This is a genomic window from Burkholderia sp. Bp9090 (genome assembly GCF_003857985.1).
Classification (GTDB): Bacteria; Pseudomonadota; Gammaproteobacteria; order Burkholderiales; family Burkholderiaceae; genus Burkholderia.
Genome location: NZ_QTPV01000003.1, coordinates 212,590 through 230,471 on the forward strand (window position 1 = coordinate 212,590; position 17,882 = coordinate 230,471).

Annotated in this window: 16 protein-coding genes; 10 read left to right on the forward strand and 6 right to left on the reverse strand. The window is 66.7% G+C overall.

Features of this window, described 5'->3' with window-relative positions; translation table 11 throughout:
• Window positions 1-97: 97 nt before the first annotated feature.
• Both DIE16_RS04455 and DIE16_RS04460 read right to left on the reverse strand, forming a co-directional pair.
• Window positions 98-1,282: a porin gene (locus DIE16_RS04455; protein ID WP_124570361.1), complete on the reverse strand. Its 1,185-nt coding sequence runs from the start codon at window positions 1,280-1,282 to the stop codon at window positions 98-100.
• Window positions 1,279-1,575, reverse strand: coding sequence for a hypothetical protein (locus DIE16_RS04460; protein WP_124891894.1), 297 nt, complete (start codon window positions 1,573-1,575; stop codon window positions 1,279-1,281). The genes DIE16_RS04455 and DIE16_RS04460 overlap by 4 nt, the downstream gene beginning before the upstream one ends.
• Before the next feature lie 184 nt (window positions 1,576-1,759).
• On the opposite strand from DIE16_RS04460, the gene DIE16_RS04465 reads away from it, so the two are divergent.
• The gene (locus DIE16_RS04465; protein ID WP_044846516.1) at window positions 1,760-2,104 is read left to right on the forward strand and encodes a DUF3088 domain-containing protein; all 345 of its coding nucleotides are present in this window, start codon (window positions 1,760-1,762) and stop codon (window positions 2,102-2,104) included.
• A 67-nt stretch (window positions 2,105-2,171) separates the two neighbouring features.
• A complete protein-coding gene (locus DIE16_RS04470; protein WP_124891895.1) occupies window positions 2,172-3,170 on the forward strand; it encodes an ABC transporter substrate-binding protein in 999 nt (332 codons plus the stop codon).
• A gap of 234 nt (window positions 3,171-3,404) precedes the next feature.
• Here the strand turns inward: DIE16_RS04470 and DIE16_RS04475 are convergent, their stop codons facing one another.
• Complete coding sequence (locus DIE16_RS04475) at window positions 3,405-3,725, reverse strand: hypothetical protein (RefSeq protein WP_044846518.1); 321 nt, start codon at window positions 3,723-3,725, stop codon at window positions 3,405-3,407.
• Between the two features lie 303 nt (window positions 3,726-4,028).
• On the opposite strand from DIE16_RS04475, the gene DIE16_RS04480 reads away from it, so the two are divergent.
• A complete protein-coding gene (locus DIE16_RS04480; protein ID WP_124570363.1) occupies window positions 4,029-4,799 on the forward strand; it encodes a class I SAM-dependent methyltransferase in 771 nt (256 codons plus the stop codon).
• A gap of 53 nt (window positions 4,800-4,852) precedes the next feature.
• Here the strand turns inward: DIE16_RS04480 and DIE16_RS04485 are convergent, their stop codons facing one another.
• Both DIE16_RS04485 and DIE16_RS04490 read right to left on the reverse strand, forming a co-directional pair.
• The gene (locus tag DIE16_RS04485; RefSeq protein WP_124891896.1) at window positions 4,853-5,974 is read right to left on the reverse strand and encodes a porin; all 1,122 of its coding nucleotides are present in this window, start codon (window positions 5,972-5,974) and stop codon (window positions 4,853-4,855) included.
• Window positions 5,975-6,066: 92 nt separating this feature from the next.
• Window positions 6,067-8,493 (reverse strand): membrane-bound PQQ-dependent dehydrogenase, glucose/quinate/shikimate family, encoded by a 2,427-nt coding sequence (locus DIE16_RS04490; protein WP_124891897.1) that lies wholly within the window; start codon window positions 8,491-8,493, stop codon window positions 6,067-6,069.
• 481 nt (window positions 8,494-8,974) lie between these two features.
• Between DIE16_RS04490 and ppsA the strand changes: the two genes are divergently transcribed.
• Window positions 8,975-11,386: a phosphoenolpyruvate synthase gene (gene ppsA / locus DIE16_RS04495; protein WP_124570366.1), complete on the forward strand. Its 2,412-nt coding sequence runs from the start codon at window positions 8,975-8,977 to the stop codon at window positions 11,384-11,386.
• 48 nt (window positions 11,387-11,434) lie between these two features.
• Here ppsA and phaZ read toward each other — a convergent pair whose 3' ends face one another.
• Entirely contained in the window at window positions 11,435-12,649 is a 1,215-nt protein-coding gene (phaZ, locus tag DIE16_RS04500; protein WP_124891948.1) for a polyhydroxyalkanoate depolymerase, read from the reverse strand.
• A 163-nt stretch (window positions 12,650-12,812) separates the two neighbouring features.
• Here phaZ and DIE16_RS04505 point away from each other — a divergent pair, with 163 nt between their 5' ends.
• The 6 genes from DIE16_RS04505 (at window position 12,813) to DIE16_RS04530 (ending at window position 17,878) form a co-directional block, all read left to right on the forward strand.
• Window positions 12,813-13,328 carry a flavodoxin domain-containing protein gene (locus DIE16_RS04505; RefSeq protein WP_260427850.1) on the forward strand — a complete coding sequence of 172 codons (516 nt, stop codon included), beginning with the start codon at window positions 12,813-12,815 and terminating at the stop codon, window positions 13,326-13,328.
• Window positions 13,325-15,658, forward strand: a complete 2,334-nt coding sequence (locus tag DIE16_RS04510) for an FAD-dependent oxidoreductase (protein WP_124891898.1) — start codon at window positions 13,325-13,327, stop codon at window positions 15,656-15,658. Before DIE16_RS04505 ends, DIE16_RS04510 begins: the two co-directional genes overlap by 4 nt.
• 168 nt (window positions 15,659-15,826) lie before the next feature.
• The gene (locus DIE16_RS04515) at window positions 15,827-16,240 is read left to right on the forward strand and encodes a hypothetical protein (protein WP_124570368.1); all 414 of its coding nucleotides are present in this window, start codon (window positions 15,827-15,829) and stop codon (window positions 16,238-16,240) included.
• A gap of 72 nt (window positions 16,241-16,312) precedes the next feature.
• On the forward strand, window positions 16,313-16,963 hold the full coding sequence (locus DIE16_RS04520; protein WP_124528591.1) for a BON domain-containing protein: 651 nt from the start codon (window positions 16,313-16,315) through the stop codon (window positions 16,961-16,963).
• Window positions 16,964-17,024: 61 nt separating this feature from the next.
• Window positions 17,025-17,474 carry a CBS domain-containing protein gene (locus DIE16_RS04525; protein WP_124519754.1) on the forward strand — a complete coding sequence of 150 codons (450 nt, stop codon included), beginning with the start codon at window positions 17,025-17,027 and terminating at the stop codon, window positions 17,472-17,474.
• 164 nt (window positions 17,475-17,638) lie between these two features.
• A complete protein-coding gene (locus DIE16_RS04530; RefSeq protein WP_124519755.1) occupies window positions 17,639-17,878 on the forward strand; it encodes a hypothetical protein in 240 nt (79 codons plus the stop codon).
• Window positions 17,879-17,882: the final 4 nt, after the last annotated feature.

Genomic DNA, 17,882 nt, shown 5'->3' on the forward strand with positions numbered 1-17,882 from the left:
CAGCATCCGGAAAAACGGACATTCTCGGCAACCGGGCGCGACGCGGCAAACAACGATTCCCGCTTTGCTTATCGCGCCGCGCCGGCTGCGCGAACGCTCAGAACTTCACGCGCAGCCCGCTGACGAACGCGAGCTGCCGATTCGTCGACGATGCGCTGCCGATGTTCGAGATCGCCGCGATCCGGCGATAGCCACCGGACGTCGCGGTGCTCGCATCGCCCGCGGCCAGCTGGTAGATGCCGGACAGGTAAATGTCGGTGCGCTTCGACAACGCATAGTCGAACCCGAGCGTGAACTGGTGCCAGCGCGGCTTCAGCGTCTGGCCGCCGGTGCCCGGCAAGCCGCTCGCGCGTCCGTCGGTGAACGTGTAGACGCCGATCAGCGTCGCCGCCGGCGTGATCTGGTAGCGCCCGTTCACGTCGTAGTTGTTGAACTTGCGCGACGAGCCGTCGACATAGTCGAGCTGCGTGTGGCTCCACGCGAAGCCGAGGGTCGCGCGGCCGAGCGCGTAGTTCGCGCCCGCGACGCCGATCTGCTGCTTGCGCACGCCGCCGTTCAGCCCGTAGAAGAACGCGCCGCTGTAGTCGTTGCCGGTCGTCGTGGTCGCGCCGCCAACCGCGCCGCTCGTGTTCGACGTCGCGTTCGGGTGGTTGAGCCGCACGTAGCCGGCGCCCGCCGACAGCGGGCCGTTCACGTAGTTCGCCGACACGCCCCATGCGCTGTTGTTCGAGAAGCCGGTGCCCGCGCCGCCGTTGGCCTGGTTGCTGAACGCGTACAGCACGTCGGCGGTGAAACCGGCGATCGTCGCGCTGCGGAACTTCACCGCGTTGTTGATCCGGAAGCTCTGGTTCAGGTTGTCGTTGTCGCCGACATGGGTGGCCGGCGACCAGAAACCGGACCCCGCGTACTGCGCGACGAGATCGGTGATCGGCTCGTACTGGCGGCCGAACGTCAGCGTGCCGAGGTCGGCCTTGCTCAGGCCCACGTACGCGGAGCGGCCGAACAGGCGGCCGCCCTGGCCGAGCCCGCCGTCGCTCGGCCGGAAGCCGCTTTCGAGCGTGAACACGGCCGCCAGGCCGCCGCCGAGATCCTCGTTGCCTTTCAGGCCCCAGCGGCTGCCGCTCAGCTTGCCGCTCGTCTGCTGGATGTTGCTCGCGCCGCCCTGGCTGTTCGTATAGGCAAAGCCGGCGTCGACGACGCCGTACAGCGTGACGGAACTCTGCGCATGCGCGCCGATGGAACCGATCGAAACCAAACCCAGGACTACCGACTTCTTGATCATGAATAACCTCTTTTTATGGGTGAATCTGCGAGGATCACGATGCTATTGACGTCGGTCCGGTCGACGAACGTTCGATCCGTGGTTTGCAATTCGCTGCGCGAGCGAATTGCAATGCGTGCCGCTGCACGCTCGACGCGTGCGCCGCGATCGCGTCCGGTGCGCGTGCTGCAGCGGACGTATCGGCATGGATGGCGGACATCGCGCGACGGCCATGCGCGGTCGTGCGCATATCGATCGATGAAATCGTTGGATATCGCGACGAGATCCGTTCGGATGACGATGTTTTTATGCAACGCGGCTCTGTGAGACGCGCGGCCGATGCGGTAGGCACACCTGCATATCGATTCCGCAAAACGTTGGTAGGGCCGCGCGATGCAAGGCAGTAGAGTCGGGCATCCGGCCGCGAGCCGGCCAGCGCCGGGCGCAGCGCACGCAGCGTGCAGCCCGGTCGAACCACGAATATGGGAGCCGTGTGAAATGAGTCGGGATGTGTTGTTTCTGCTGGAACCGGGCTTTGCCGATCCGAAGTATCCGGGCCGACACTTCGTCTGTCCTCACGGACTGGCGATCGAAGGCCTGCTCGCGAGCGCGCCCGAGCGGGCCGGCCGCCTCGACGTGCGCCGGGTCGGTTTCGAACGGCCGCGGCACGCGGTGATCGACGTGCTCGACGACGCGCATCAGGGCCTGCCGGTGCTCGTGCTCGGTAGCGCGCAACCGGCGCCGGACGACGCGCAAGCGCTCGGCACGACGCGCTTCGTCACCGACCCGCGCCGCATCCTCGACCTGCTCGCCGAGCGCCACGGTTTTCCTTCGCTGCATTGACGCACGTCGGCCGTCGCGCACGGCGGCTTCCTTTTTCCCTTTACCGTTCAATCGACAGGAGTATCCGATGGCGTCAACTTCGGCGGCACGCCGCCGCCTGCTGCTCGCCGGCGCCGCGATCGCGGCGGGCCCCGTGGTCGCGCGGGTCGCGCTTGCCGCGCCGACCGTCAACGCCGATCTTGCCGGCACCACGCTGCGCGTCGCGACCTACAAGGGCGGCTGGCGCGCGCTGCTGCAGGCGGCCGGCCTGGGCGACACGCCATACCGGATCGAGTGGCGCGAGCTCAACAACGGCGTGCTGCACATCGAGGCGCTGAACGCGGATGCGCTCGACATCGGCTCGGGCAGCGAGATTCCCGCGGTGTTCGCCGCACGCCAGAAGGCCAGCGTCCGGTTCATCTCGCGTACGCGGGAGGATCTGAACAACCAGGTCACGCTCGCGCGCAAGGACACGCCGATCCTCGGCATCGCGGACCTGAAGGGCAAGCGCGTCGGCTACGTGCGCGCGACGACGTCGCACTATTTCCTGTACCGGCAGCTCGCGGAGGCCGGCCTCGGTTTCGACGACATCCATCCGATCAACCTGTCGCCGACCGACGGGTTGTCCGCGTACGACCGCGGCGACCTCGACGCGTGGGCGATCTACGGCTACAACGGCCAGCTCGCGCGCAACCGTTACGGGGCGCGCGTGCTGAAGACGGGCAAGGGCTATCTGTCCGGCAATTTCCCGATCTATGCGAACCCGCGCACGCTGGACGACCCGCGCCGGCGCGCGGCGACCGGCGATCTGCTGCTGCGGTTCCAGCGCGCGTACGCGTGGGCGAACGGGCATTTCGGCGCGTATGCGCGCGCGCAGAACGGCGAAACGCGCGTGCCGGTTGCCGATCTCGAGGCGATGTTCGCGCAGCGCAGCGACGACTACGCACTGCTGCCCGTCACGCCCGACGTGATCGCGCAGCATCAACGAGTCGCGGACGTATTCGCGCGAATCGGCGTGCTGGATGGGCCGGCGAACGTCGCGCCGTTCTGGGATACGTCGTTCAACGCGCTGGTGGCGTCGGCGTGATGCGCGACCGGCGCTTCAAACGCCGGTAGGTGATGCGCGGGCGCGGCAAGGGCGAATCCGCCGTGGCGTGAGATCGCATGGTCGGCCGCCTGCGCGGCGAACGGCCGGTCGTCGCGCGTGCGGTTGCGCGGCTGGCGGATCCCGACGCTCGTGCCGCGACAGGGACGCGCAGGCGCCGGAGCGGGCGCGCCCGGCGCGAATCCGGCCCGCGCGGACCGAATCAGGACACGTCGCTCAGGCGAACGTCGTCGCGACCATGATGCCGAACACCAGGCCGAGCGCGATGCCGGTCAGCCGGCCGTAGATCGACGCGCGCACATTGTCGTCCAGCTCGAACGGCGAGCGCTTGTGCTTCCATACGGTGCTGAATGCCACCGGGCGGGTCAGCAGCACGGTGCACGCGATCAGCACCGGCGTCGCGACGAGCATCGCGATGCGCGGCCCGGTCCAGTCGACGCCATGCATCATCAGCGAAACGAGCACGGCGAGCGGCACCTCGACGCACAGGCCGAGCAGCGAGCCGCCGACGAAGGAGTCTCCTGGTGATTGGAACATGGTCGGTCCGTCCGTTCGAATGAAAGCCGCGCCCGTTTTCGCGCCGCTGAAAATGGTGACCGCGGTCCTTGCTGAAGCCCGTGGTCGATCGTGTGGCCGGATGTTAAGGCAAATTGTCGACCGGATGTCGGCTATTCAAGCTATTTAACAAATGTTCGCCGGAAACCGGGTATCGTGCGCGGATCGGGACGATTCGCCGCGGTAGCCGTCGGCCACGCCGTTCCGGCAGACGGCGCCGGGGCGCCGGGGCGACGTGACCGAGCGGGTGGCGCGTACGCCTGAAGCCAACCAGGGGACTGCAACATGATTGACATTCCGGCCAACCATCCGGCGACGATCGCCTGCAAGGTGTGCGGCGCCGACGCGGACATCTGCGGCGTGGTCGATTTTTCGCGCTGCGGCGCCGACATGATCGCCGGGAAAAAGGTCGATCCGTTCGTGGGCGTGCCGATCTACTACTACGCGTGCCGGCAATGCGGATTCACGTGTACGCCGGCCTTCGACCGCTGGACGCACGACGATTTTGCGCGTCACGTGTACAACGACGACTACGCGCGCCACGATCCGGAGTATCTCGAGCATCGTCCGCAGCAGCACGCCGACCTGATCTGCACGAGCTTTCCGTCGATGCGCGAGACCCGCATTCTCGATTTCGGCTCGGGGCTCGGGCTGCTGGAAAAGAAGTTGTCCGCGCGCGGCTTCGCGGATGTGACTTCGTATGATCCATTCAGCCATCCCGACGCGCCGCAGGGGCAGTTCGATTCGATCCTGTCGTTCGAGGTCTTCGAGCATCATCCGGATCCTCGAAGCCTGTTCGCCGACATCATCCGCTACCGGGCGCCTGCCGGCGCACTGCTGTTCCAGACGTCACTGATCACGCCGGAGATCCTCGCGCGCGGGATCGAGCAATGGTGGTACTGCGTGCCGCGCAACGGGCATATTTCGTTTTATACGAGCCAGGCACTGACGCTGCTGGCGACGCGGCACGGGCTTGAATTCGGCTCGTTCAGCCCGGAGCTGCACGTGGTGTTCGATCGCGCGGCGGCGCCGGGGTGGCTTGCGAAATTCTTTTAGTGAAAGGGGCGCGTCGCGTCGATCGCGACATCGGCCGCGGACGTGCGCTTCTTCTAGAAGCGATCGATCACGCCGAACTGGATACCGCGCACCGACGCACCCGGCCACGAAGGCGTGAGGCCGGTCACGTTCACGCCTCTCAGCGTGTAGGTGGCCTGGCCGCGGTTGTGAAGCCACGCGGCACTCGCATAGACCAGCACCCGCTTCGACACATCGTATTCACACGCCGCGCTGAACTGGTCGGCATCGTTGTCGCGGCCCGACCGGTCGCGCAGCCACGTATAACCCAGCGACGCGCGAAAACGCGCGTTCACCGCGTAGCGTGCGGAAGCCGACACGCCGTCGCCGTGATATCGCGGCGTTCCGCCGTCGCCATTGAAGTACGACAGGAAGGCCGTCACCGGGCCGAACGCATAGGACACGCCGCCGAGGTTGGCGCGCAGTGCGCCGCTGCCGTGGGTTTGCTGGTGTGCGTACGAAATGCGCAGCGGGCCGTCATGCCAGGCGAACGTCTCGATGTGGCCTGCCAGCCCGTTGCCGTCACCGTCCTTCGCGTCGCGCAACGACGCCATGATCGTGGTCGAAAAGCCGTGCACCTCGGGGGACAGATACGTGATCGCATTGCTTTCGTACGGCGTGATTTTCGACAGATTGTTCAGCCCCGACGCGATCGTGCCGGCCCCGAACGCATCGAGCTGCCCCTTGAACGGGATGTAGATCGGCGAATACTGACGGCCGACCCGCACCGTGCCGTAGCGTGAGCTCACGCCGATCCAGGCCTGGCGGTTGAACAACGTGTTGGCGGCGGCCAGGGTGCCGTCCGCCGAGCCGAAGCCGTTCTCGAGATCGAACAGGATCTTCACGCCGTTGCCGATATCCTCCGCGCCGCGCACGCCGATGCGCGAGCCGCGATACGCGCCGGAATCCATCCGGGCGACGTAACCCGCGCCGGGATTCGTGATCTCGATGCTCGTGTCGATCGTGCCGTACAGCGTCACGCTGCTTTGCGCATGGGCCGCCGGCGCGTGTGCGGCAATGGCCGTTGCGGCCGCACCGATGCGCAGTGCGAAACGTGTGACGGCCGCCGGCCGGCGCGATCGGCGGCGTCCCGGCGTGAGGTCGTGATTTCGGATGCGGGAAGCGGGAAAGGAATGAGTCATGGACAACGGTAGCATGCAGTCAAGACAGTGAGGTGACGCGCTGAATGCGGGATGGTGCGGCAACCCTCGCCGCCCCGTCCCGCACGCGATCCGGTCGATTCCGGCGCTTACTTGCTGTCGGGCAGGGCGTAAGCCACCACGTAGTCGCCCCGATCGGGCGACTGGCGCGCGCCGCCTGCAGAGATGACGATGTACTGCTTGCCGCCGATTGTATAGCTCATCGGCGTGCCCTGGCTCCCGACCGGCAACCGTGCCTTCCACAGTTCCTTGCCCGTCGAGCTGTCGAACGCGCGCAGGTAGTAGTCCTGCGTTGCGGCGAAGAACACGAGACCGCCGCCGGTCGTCAGCGAGCCGCCGATGGTGGGCATGCCGATCGGTGACGGCATGTTCATCTGCACGCCGTGAAGGCGCGTGTCCTTCACGGTACCGAGCGGGACTTGCCATGCGATGCGGCGGGTCTTCAGGTCGACCGCGGTGAGGCTGCCGAACGGCGGCTTCTGGCACGGGATGCCGATCGGCGAGAGGAAGCGGTCCTTCAGCACCGAGTACGGCGTGCCGCCGAGCGGCACGGCACCCATGCCCGCGTTCACCGATTCGTTGCCGTCGGAAGCGCCGCCGCGGTTCTTCTCCTGCTCCAGATGGACCCAGAGGCCCAGCCGCATGTCGTTCACGTAGATCATGTCCGCGTTCGGATCGTACGACAGGCCGCCCCAGTTCATGCCGCCGAGCGAACCCGGGAAGCTGAGCGAGCGATCGGTGTCCGGCGCGGTGAAGAGGCCGTCGTAGCGCATGCCGCGAAAGATCACGCGGCACATCAGCTGGTCGATCGGCGTGACGCCCCACATGTCCGAATCCTTGAGCACGTCGGCGCCGATCTGCGGCATGCCGACGGACAGCGGCTGGGTCTTCGAATACGGCTCGTTCGGAATCGACGCGGTCTTGACCGGATGTTCGACGACCTGCGTCAGCGGCATGCCGGTCACGCGGTCGAGCACGAACAGCTGGCCCATCTTGGTGCCGACGATCAGCGCCGGCACGCGCTTGCCGCCTTCCGCGGGGAACTCGATCAGCGTCGGCTGCATCGGCACGTCGTAGTCCCAGAGGTCGTGGTGGACCGTCTGGAAGTGCCACTTTTCCGCGCCCGTCGTGGCGTCGAGCGCGAGGAGGGACGCGCCGTATTTCTCGTCGAGCGCGGTGCGCTTCACGCCCCACAGGTCGATCGCCGCGTTGCCCACCGGCATGTAGATCGTGTTCGACGTCGCATCGTAGGTCATCGGCGCCCACACGTTCGGCGTCGAGCGCACGAAGGTCTTGCCTTGCGCCGGCTGCGCGTGATCGTCCGGATTGCCCGGATCGAATGCCCACTTCATCTTGCCGGTCATCACGTCGAAGCCGCGGATCACGCCGCCGGGCATGTCGAGCGACACGTTGTCGGCGACACGGCCGCCCGTGACCACCGTCGTGCCCGCGACCGTCGGCGGGGACGTGAGCTGGTACAACGGGCTCTTCGCGTTACCGAGGCCGGCCTTCAGGTCGACGATGCCGTGATCGCCGAAGCCGTCGCACGGCTTGCCGGTGTCCGCATCGAGCGCGACGAGCTTCGCGTCGATCGTGTTCATGAAAATGCGGCGGCGGCACACGGCCGGATCCCCGGACGCGGCGACCGGCAGGACCGGCGTCGATCCGGCGACGGTCGGCTGCACGAGCGGCTTGTCCGCATCGAAGTACGCGAGGCCGCGGCAGCGCACCCAGACCGTCGTCTTGGTCGGGAACGCATGGCGCCACTTCTCCGTGCCCGTCGCGGCATCCACGGCGATCACGGTGTTGTGCGGCGAGCACAGGAACAGCGTCTTGCCGACCTGCAGCGGGGTTTGCTGATCTTCCGAGCCGCCGCCGTCCGGGCTGTGCGGCGTGTCGCCGGTGCGGAACGTCCACGCGACCTGCAGGTGCTTCACCGTGTCGCGATCGATCTGCGCGTAGCGCGTGAAGCGGTCGCCGCCGTCCGAGTGACCGTAGGCCGTCCAGTCGTCGGTGCCTGCATTGCCGGCCGCCGGCACGGGCGTCTCGGTGCCGAACGTGCCGTGCGGCACGAACATGCCGTAGACGAATGCGCCGTTGCAGGCGAGCAGGAGTGCGGCGATGCCCCATGCCATGCCGCGTGCGGGTGCCTTGCCTTCGGCACGGCGCAGCAGCGGCCAGGCCGGCGCGAGCAGCATGCCGATCATCGAGAACATGAAGATCCGCGCGTTGAGCGGCCAGAACGCGAAGCCGACTTCCCACACGGCCCACAGCGCCGTGGCGATCAGCATCACGAGGTAGATCGCGACCGCACTGGCGCGGCGCCGGGCGAGCTGGACGCCGGTCGCGCACAGGGCGAGCCCGGCCAGCAGGTAGTACGCGCTCCCGCCACGGGCGACGAGCATGCCGCCGCCGATGACGAAATAAAGGCCGAGGAGCAGCGAGACCGCGCCCGCGGCGGTCAGGCCGATGCGGGCGGAAGCACGAATCGGCTCTGCAGGGGATTGCTTGGACATGAGTGTCTTCTTATCCGTTTGCGCCGGGCTGCATCGACAGGCGGGAAGAGGGCGCCGTGGGTGGCCCCGTTCGAACACGTGGAGAAGGCGCCGCACGGCATGCATGCGCGGGCTTCGCAGGTCCTGATCGTGCAGCCTGGTTAGCTGTAGAAATTAACCAAGCGGTGCATTTTAATGGCGAACCGGAGATTTTGCTCGCCCATTTTTTCGTCGATTCTTGTTCGATTGGTTGAAAGTGTGTTGCAGATTAGTGCGATGGGCGATCGATCGGAAACCCGTCGATTTCTTGCAGCAAGCGAACGAACCGCAGCGGGAAAGCCGCCCCGGGCGAAGCCGGGTGCGATGCAGCGCCGTTCTTGATGCAGGTCACGGGAGACGCCGACGCGCCGAGCCACGATGAACGTGTTCGGCCGACCGCGCCGGCCACTGCCGGCCCGCGCCTGTCGCTCGCGGCTCGGCCGCGACCATCGGAGGGCTCGTCATGGATCACGGAAAATCACACATCGTCTGGTTCGACGATCTGCGACGCGGCGACGTGGCGCGCGTCGGCGGCAAGAATGCGTCGTTGGGCGAACTGATCGCCAACCTGTCCGCACGGGGCGTGAGCGTGCCACCCGGGTTCGCTTCGACCGCGGATGCGTACTGGCGCTTCATCGATGCGAACGGGTTGAGGCAGGCCATCGGCAGCACGCTCGAAGCGTTCGGCGCACGCAAGATGTCGCTTGCCGAGGCCGGTGCGTCGATCCGGCAGGCGATCCTCCACGGAGACTGGCCCGACGACATCGCCGACGCGATCCGGGACGCGTATCGGCAACTGTGCCGCGAGGCCGGCAGCGACGACGTCGATGTCGCCGTCCGGTCGAGCGCGACCGCCGAGGATCTTCCCGACGCGAGCTTCGCGGGTCAGCAGGAAACCTACCTGAACGTGCGCGGCGAGCATGCGTTGCTCGCGGCTTGCCGACGGTGCTATGCGTCGCTGTTTACCGACCGGGCGATCGCCTACCGCGAAGAAAAGGGTTTCGATCATTTGCGCGTCGCGCTGTCGATCGGCGTGCAGCGGATGGTGCGTTCGGACCTCGGCGCGGCCGGCGTGATGTTTTCGCTCGACACGGAAACAGGATTCGACAAGGTGGTGCTGATCAACGCGGCGTGGGGGCTTGGCGAGAATGTCGTGCAGGGCACCGTGGATCCCGACGAATATGAGGTGTTCAAACCGTTGCTCGGCGATCCGGCGTGCACGCCCGTCATCGGCAAGACGCTCGGCGGCAAGGCACGCAAGCTGATCTATGCGCGCGACGAGCATGCACCGACCCGCAACGTGCCGACCTCGAAAGCCGAGCGTGCCACCTTCGTGCTGGCGGACCGCGACATCCTGGCGCTTGCGAACTGGGCCTGCGCGATCGAGGCGCACTATGGCCAGCCGATGGACATCGAGTGGGCAAAGGACGGCGTAAGCGGAGAACTGTTCGTCGTGCAGGCACGTCCCGAAACGGTGCAGTCCCGGCGCGAGGCCAGCGCCATCAAGACCTATCGACTTGGTCGGGCCGGCCGCAAGCTGCTCACCGGCGTCAGTGTCGGCGAGGCGATCGCGGTCGGCAGCGTATGTGTGATCGACAGTCCGCGCGACATGGGGCGATTCGTCGATGGCGCGGTACTGGTGACGCGCACGACGGATCCGGACTGGGTGCCGGTGATGCGCCGCGCCGCGGCGATCGTCACCGATCATGGCGGCCGCACGTCGCATGCCGCGATCGTGAGCCGCGAACTGGGATTGCCGGCCATCGTCGGCACCGGCAATGCGACCCGCATGCTGCACGATCAGCAGGAAGTGACGGTATCGTGCGCGGAGGGCGAGGCCGGGTTCGTGTACGAAGGCATCGCGCAATACGACGTGGAGGCGATCGACCTGACCGACCTGCCGGCTACCCGTACGCAGGTCATGCTGAACCTCGCGAATCCGGCCGCGGCGTTCAGGTGGTGGCGACTGCCTGCCGACGGCGTCGGGCTCGCGCGCATGGAGTTCGTGATCAGCAACCATATCAAGGTTCACCCGATGGCGCTGGCCCACTACGATGCGCTGACGGACGCGCATGCGAAGCGCGCGATCGCTGCCCTGACGGCGGGCTATGACGACCCGTCGAACTATTTCGTCGACCGGCTGGCGCATGGCCTTGCGCGTATCGCGGCGGTCTGTCATCCCGCGCCGGTGATCGTCCGCATGAGCGACTTCAAGACGAATGAGTACGCTCATCTGGTCGGCGGCGCGCAGTTCGAACCGCGGGAAGAAAACCCGATGCTCGGCTTTCGCGGTGCGTCGCGCTACTATTCGCCGCGCTATCGTGCCGGATTCGCGCTCGAATGCCGGGCCATCGCGCGGCTGCGAAACGACATGGGATTCAGGAACGTGGTCGTGATGATCCCGTTCTGCCGGACGCTCGACGAGGCGGACCGCGTGCTCGAGGTGATGGCCGCCAACGGCCTGAAGCGTGGCGATGACGGATTGCAGATCTATGTGATGTGCGAAATCCCGTCGAACGTCATCCTCGCGAGCCAGTTTGCGCAGCGCTTCGACGGCTTTTCGATCGGAAGCAACGATCTGACCCAACTGACGCTTGGCGTGGACCGCGATTCGGCGGAACTGGCCGGGTTGTTCGACGAACAGAACGCCGCCGTGAAGTGGATGATCGCCCGCGTGATCGAGTCGGCCCGCAACGCGGGAGCGAAGGTCGGCCTGTGCGGCCAGGCGCCGAGCGATCATCCGGCGTTCGCCGATTTTCTCGTGGCGTGCGGCATCGACTCGGTTTCCGTCAGCCCCGACAGCTTCATCGCGGTCAAGCGTCGCGTGGCCGCTGCGGAGCGCGCTGCGCCCGGCGAGCGTGCGGCGCCGGAATGAACGGGGTCGGATGGGCACACGACGGTCCCGCACCGGGTTGAAGGCGCATCACGCCGCGCACGAGCGCGGCCAGCCGCGTTCGGCCCGGACGAACGCCGCTTGCAGTACCGGATGCACGTCGGCGTGCCAGTGATCGCCGGTAAAGAGCCCGTAGTGGTCGCAGTCGTCGATGTCGACGCGTTGCCGGGCATCCGCCGCGAGGCCGCTGCACATGGCCAGCGCGGCATGGGTCTGGCCGGCACCGGTGACGGCATCGCACTTGCCTTCGACGGTCAGCAACACGACCGAGCGCAGCGCGGCGGGCTCGACCCGCTGGCCGTGAACGTGCCACGTCCGGTTTGCCAGGCAAGCCCGCTGGAACACGATGTCGACTGTATCGAGGAAATACTCGGCGGGCATGTCGAGGAGCGTCAGGTACTCGCGCAGTGCGCGGCGTGCGGTTGCGAGTGCGTCGGCGTCGTCGCTCGACACCGCTCGTCGATAGCGATCGACCAGCGCCATGTAGCGTTGCGGGTAGGTGACCGCGATCTCGGCGCGCTGCAGATAGGCCGGAAATACCTGCCGCCCGTATCCGGCGAAGCCGTGCGGCACCGTATCGATCAGCGTGGCGCGACACCAGTCGAGAGAATGCGACCGGGCCGCGGTGCCGAGCGCACTCGGATTGATGCGGGCATCGAGCGGGCCGCCGATCAACGTCAGGCTCGCCGGCAGCGCGGCGTCGCGTTGCGCGCGCAGCGCGATGGCACCGAGCGACGGAAACGTTGCCTGACAGACGGCGACGACGTGCACCGGCCGGGCGTCCGCAAGCAGGGTATCGACGAAGCGGTCGAGCATCGACACGTACTCGTCGAGGCCGAATCGGCCCGCGTCGCACGGCACGTCGCGCGCATCGATCCAGTCGGTGATGCAGACGTCGCCGTCGGCCAGCAGGGTCTCGACCGTCTCGCGCATCATCACGGCCGCATGGCCGGCCAGCGGCACGCAGAGCAGGATCACGCGTTGTGCACCGGCGTGCGAGAAGCGGCGCAGCGTGCAAAACGGCGTGTGCGAGACGATCGTTTCGTCGACGTCGATGCGACGGCCGTCCACGTCGATCGAATCGATGGCGAACCGTGGTGCCTCGGCATGCAGGTCGAGCAGGGGTTCGAAAAGGTCGGCGTAGCACGCCGCCGCGGCATCGGGCCAAAGACCGCACGTGAACCGCGCCGCCGCGCCCCACGTTCGCAACCATTGCCGTTGCCGTTCGATCAGGTCATACCACATGGCGGATGGGCGGAAAATCGCGGGAAAGTTGGACAAGCCTACTGTCGCCGGATTGTGCCGCGACGGGTTGACCTGCATCAGTGTCGCCCCGATCGCCGGTGCATAAGCTGGTCCATGGATCCCGGACGGATGCACGGAGTGGGCCATGGACACGTCTCGACGCATGCTCGTCGTCTTCTACTCGCGCAGTGAAACGACGGCGGCGGTTGCGCACCGGCTTGCCGCCGAGCTTGGCGCGGATTGCGAACGGCTGCGGGAAGCCGACGATCGGCGGCGGACGGGGGCCGTCGGCTTCCTGCGTTCGCTCGCGGACGTGATCCGCGATCGTGCCGCGGACCTTCGGCCAACAGCCTGTTCGCCGTCCGCATACGATGTGGTCGTGCTAGGTACGCCGGTCTGGGCGGGCCGTGCATCGACGCCGATTTCGACCTGGCTCGCGCGGCACGGGAGCGAACTGCGCGCGACCGCATTCTTTTGCACGATGGGCCTGCGCGGCGACATCACTGCATTCGGGCAGATGCAGGCGCTGGCGCGGCAAAGGCCGATCGCGACGTGCGCGATTTCGGGGCGCGATATCGGTCGCGGCCTGGCCGCTCGGAAGCTCGCCCGTTTTGCGCGTTCGATCGCCCGCCGGCTTGCCTCCGGCGAACGGCACATGCGCGCGGAGCGGGCAACGTGACGGCGCAGTCCGGGGCCAGGCGCGACTACGATCATGTGCTGGTCGGCGGCGGCATTGCCAGCGTGTCCGCGGCGCATACGTTGCGGCGCGAAGATCCGTCCGCGCGCATCGCGATCCTGTGCGGCGAACACGTGCTGCCGTATCAGAGACAGCCGCTGACAAAGGAATTTCTCGCAGGAAACCTCACCCCGGCGGCAATCGCGATACACCCGGCGGGGTTCTACGAGATGCGCAGGATCGATCTGCTCCTAGGGGCGAGGGGCGCGTCGGTCGACTGCGGCGCGCATGTCGTCAGGCTGGAGGATGGCACCGCGATACACTACGGCAAGCTGCTGATCGCGACCGGTGCGTCGCCACGCCGTCTGGCGGTGCCGGGGGCGACGCTGGCGGGCATCGGTCACCTTCACGACCTCGACGACGCGCTCGTGCTTCGCGACAACGCCGCCCGGCGACGACGCCTGCTCGTCGTGGGCGGAGGCTTCACGGGTTTCGAGGCGGCGGCCACGCTGCGCGGGCGCGGTCTGGAGGTCACGCTCGTCGAGCGCTGCGAGCGGCTGTTGCCGCAGCTGAATTCCGTTCGGCTATCCGATCACTTTGCCGGGTTGTGTGCGACGCGCGGCGTCGACGTTCGAACCGGAACGACGGTGGAGCGCTTCATCGGAGAGCATTCGATCGAGGCGGCCGTGCTCACCGACGGCAGCGTCATCGAATGCGACCTCGTCGTGATTGCCGTGGGCGTCGAGCCAAACTGCGGGTTTCTCGCGGGCAGTGGCATCGCGACAGTGGATGGCGTGCTTGTCGACGAATGCCTGCAATCGTCGGATCCGGACGTCCATGCGGCCGGCGACGTCGCGCGGTTTCGCGATCCGGTATTCGGCGTGCAGAGGCGTATCGAGCACTGGGACAACGCGGTGCGTCAGGGGCGCTTGGCCGCCAGGAACATGCGCGGTGCGCGCTTGCCCTATCGGGATGTATCGATTTTCTACGGAAGTGTATTCGACGTACCGTACAACTTCCTCGGCAACGCTGCTGATGCGACCGAAGTCGTCGAGCAGGGCCGATTCCCGCATGCTCCGTACTCGTTGCTCTATCTGAGACATCATGTCCTGCGTGCGATGTTCTCGATCGGTGTCCGCGCGGATGAAATGACCGCCGCCGAGGAGACGATACGCCATCGGGTCAATCTCGGCGCGCAAGTCGAGGCTGTGACGCACGACGTATCGCGGCTGTGCGAACTCCCCGCGCAAACGGTCTTGATCCTGCAGGGTGGCGGTGCGCTCGGCGCATTCGAAAGCGGAGCGATCGCCGCGCTCGAGTCGCGGGGCGTCCGTCCGGACGTGATCGCGGCCGTGTCGATCGGCGCGTTCAACGGCGCGATCGCAGCGAGCCATCCGGGGCATGCGGCCGAAGCACTCGACGCATTCTGGCGCGAGCTGTCGATCAGGAGTCCGGTGGGCGTGCCGTCGTCCGCCTATGCGGGACATGCGTTGCTCGCGTGGCATATCGCGCTGTTCGGCGTTCCGAATTTCCTTCGGCCGCACTGGTGGCCTGACGGGATTCCGCCGTCCGGCTTTGCTACGTGGTGGACGAGCTGCTATGACACGCAGCCGATGCTCGCGCTACTGCGCCGCCATGTCGATTTCGACGCCCTGGCGGGCAGCGCGACGCGCCTGCTGCTTGGAGCCGTGGACGTGGAAAGCGGGGAGCGGCGCATCTTCGACAGCTATGTCGATCGCATCACGCCCGAGCACCTGCTCGCCAGCGGTAGCCTGCCGCCCGCGATGCCGTGGACGCGCATCGACGGCCGCGCTTACTGGGACGGCGGCATCATCAGCAACTCGCCGCTCGATCTCGTGATCGAACGGTGCGGGCGGATAGCAGGGCGCGTGTTTGTTGTCGATTTGTTTTCAGGGTCGCGCCCGTTGCCATCGAACCTGATCGAGGTCATGCTGCGGCGCGACGAGATCGTCTATGCCGATCGGGTTCGTAACGACCTGCGGTTCGAGGAAAACGAGAACGACTTTCGCGATCTCGTCGAACGTATAACCTGCCAGCTTGATCCCGAAACGGCGGCCCGCATGCGACAACTCCCGGAATACATCCGACTCATGGGGAGTCGTGCGCCCGTACGGGTCTTCAGGATCGCGCTGAATGGCCTCGCCGGAGCCACGGACACTTTCGCGCGCGACTTCGATTTTTCCGATACATCGATTGCAGCGCTGTTCGAACTCGGCCGCCGCGCGGCGCTCGCAGTGCTCGCGTCCAACGCGGCGGAACCGCTCGGGGGCGCAGCCGGCCGGCCTGGTCGAGCGAGGCCACCAACGCCTTGAACGCTTCCCACTCCACGGCGGGGAACGTTTCGATTGCTCGCGTCTTCCGGATGACCTGCATCAAGAACGCTTGCCCGGCAGGAGCGGATATTGACGTTCTCGCATGTCGACCGCGATCGACATGTCCCGTGACTTCTGCGTCTTCACGTTCATGATCCGGACACCATCATGCCCGCCTTGTTTACGAACACGTCGAATCGCCAGATCATTTCCCGTTCCGAAGCATCGGCGCTGCGCTTGTCGGCTGCCGCGCATCGCCAGCATCACCCGATCGACGCCGGCGGCGACTGGCTGCTGAGTCCCCACGAAATCGCGATCCTGATGGTGCTCGCCAGCGAGCCGCGGCGCCAGCAGGGCGACCCCGCCGACCTGCGCTGCCTCGCCGATCGCGGTCTCGTTCGACTGGATGCGGCATCGCTTGCCGAGGCGCCCGCCCGCCTGTCGCCCGACGGGCGCCGGATGGTATCGCGACTCGCCAGGCGCGATCGCGCCTGGCAGGGGCGCAATGTCGACGTAAGGACCGGGTTTCGTGCGATCGCAGCGGAGACATCGGTCGCGATCGCTCACCACGCCGCGCGCTGACCTGTATCAATTCCACGCGGTGCAGCGGGAATTACCGTTGTTTTCATCGATTGCGGACAGGAGTCGATGGCCATGAAAAGCGACAGCGCGCTGAAGAAGGACGTCGAGCAGGAACTCGAGTGGGACCCGTCGATCGATGCGGTGCGCATCGGCGTCGAAGTGCACGAACGCATCGTGACGTTGACTGGGCACGTCGCCAGCTATCTGGAAAAGGTCGCGGTGCGCAAGGCCGTCGAGCGTATCGAAGGCGTGCGCGGCATCGTGCTGGAACTCGAGGTGCAAACGGACGACGGCAAGCATCGCTCGGACGAGGACGTCGCCATTGCAGCGCGCTCGCTCCTGATGTGGGATGCGGGGCTTGGCGAGCAGGCCGTGCACGTGACGGTCGAGAACGGGTGCGTGACGCTGTCGGGCGAGGTGATGTGGAGCTACCAGATGCAGGAGGCGGAGCGGGCCGTCGAGCGGCTGCGCGGCGTCACCCGGATCATCAACGAGATCCACGTCCGGCCGCATCCGACGCAATCCGACATCGCGGGCAAGATCCAGGCGGCCTTGATTCGGCATGCAACGGAAGAGGCCGCACACGTCGGCATTACCGTCCAGGACGGTTGCGTGACGTTGACGGGCCAGGTGGGCTCGCTGGGCGAACGGCGGCTTGCCTTCCATGCCGCGTGGTCGGCGCCGGGCGTGCGCAACGTGGTCGATCAACTTACGGTTGCATGATGGTTCGGGCGGCGGCGGACATCGATCGATGGTCCGCCTCGCCCCGGCCGGGAGAACGAACATGAATGCCGCGATGCTCTGTACCCGCGATGTTGCAATGTGTTCGGCACGAGCAACCGTCGTCGAGGCGGCGGAAATGATGCGTGGCGCGCACGCCGGCGATCTGATCGTCGTGCGCGAACAGGAGGGGCGATGCGTGCCGGTCGGTGTCGTGACCGATCGCGACATCGTGCTGACGGTCGTCAGCCCCGATGCGCAGGCCGGCTCGCTGTTCGTCGGTGACATCATGTCGGCGCCCGTCGCGACCGCGAACGTCGACGACGACATCTGGCTGCTCGCGAAGCGGATGCGCCAGCATGGCGTCCGTCGATTGCCGGTCGTCGGCGGAGACGGCGAACTGGTCGGCATTGTCTCGCTCGACGATCTGCTGCGCGCGGCCGCGGCGCTGCTCGACGAGTTGCGGCTCGTGGCGGCCCGCCAGCCGTATTTCGAGGAGAAGCAGCGTGGCTGATCCGGCCGGTTCCGGCTTCCGTCGCGCCGCGCATCGCGCAGCGGCGGTCTCGATGCCGGTGCGATGCGCCCTTCGGGCGCGCGCGAACGCCATCGCGGCTCGCGGCGTGGCGCGACCGATGAGGGAAGCAGCTTGCGCTCGCACGGCAAGGTAAGGGGGTAATCATGACGATTTCCGGTGAATTGAACGAAGCGGACTGGACCGTGGAGATCGAAACGGTTGGCGTCGAGTCCGGCGGGTACCGCTGCCGTGTCCACGTGACGGTTCGCTCACCCGACTGCAAGTGCGAGCATGTCTTCCCGCATCACCGGGTATTCGCGACCGAGCGCGAGGCAGCGCTGGAGGGACTGCGAAGCGGAATGACATGGGTCGAAATGAAGAAATCGGACACGTTCACGTACTGACGGA

Coding starts and splice junctions, on each gene's coding strand:
- DIE16_RS04455 (WP_124570361.1), bottom strand. CDS start 1,282: ATGATCAAGAAGTCGGTAGTCCTGGGTTTGGTTTCGATCGGTTCCATC.
- DIE16_RS04465 (WP_044846516.1), top strand. CDS start 1,760: ATGAGTCGGGATGTGTTGTTTCTGCTGGAACCGGGCTTTGCCGATCCG.
- DIE16_RS04470 (WP_124891895.1), top strand. CDS start 2,172: ATGGCGTCAACTTCGGCGGCACGCCGCCGCCTGCTGCTCGCCGGCGCC.
- DIE16_RS04475 (WP_044846518.1), bottom strand. CDS start 3,725: ATGTTCCAATCACCAGGAGACTCCTTCGTCGGCGGCTCGCTGCTCGGC.
- DIE16_RS04480 (WP_124570363.1), top strand. CDS start 4,029: ATGATTGACATTCCGGCCAACCATCCGGCGACGATCGCCTGCAAGGTG.
- DIE16_RS04485 (WP_124891896.1), bottom strand. CDS start 5,974: ATGCTACCGTTGTCCATGACTCATTCCTTTCCCGCTTCCCGCATCCGA.
- DIE16_RS04490 (WP_124891897.1), bottom strand. CDS start 8,493: ATGTCCAAGCAATCCCCTGCAGAGCCGATTCGTGCTTCCGCCCGCATC.
- ppsA (WP_124570366.1), top strand. CDS start 8,975: ATGGATCACGGAAAATCACACATCGTCTGGTTCGACGATCTGCGACGC.
- phaZ (WP_124891948.1), bottom strand. CDS start 12,649: ATGTGGTATGACCTGATCGAACGGCAACGGCAATGGTTGCGAACGTGG.
- DIE16_RS04505 (WP_260427850.1), top strand. CDS start 12,813: ATGCTCGTCGTCTTCTACTCGCGCAGTGAAACGACGGCGGCGGTTGCG.
- DIE16_RS04515 (WP_124570368.1), top strand. CDS start 15,827: ATGCCCGCCTTGTTTACGAACACGTCGAATCGCCAGATCATTTCCCGT.
- DIE16_RS04520 (WP_124528591.1), top strand. CDS start 16,313: ATGAAAAGCGACAGCGCGCTGAAGAAGGACGTCGAGCAGGAACTCGAG.
- DIE16_RS04525 (WP_124519754.1), top strand. CDS start 17,025: ATGAATGCCGCGATGCTCTGTACCCGCGATGTTGCAATGTGTTCGGCA.
- DIE16_RS04530 (WP_124519755.1), top strand. CDS start 17,639: ATGACGATTTCCGGTGAATTGAACGAAGCGGACTGGACCGTGGAGATC.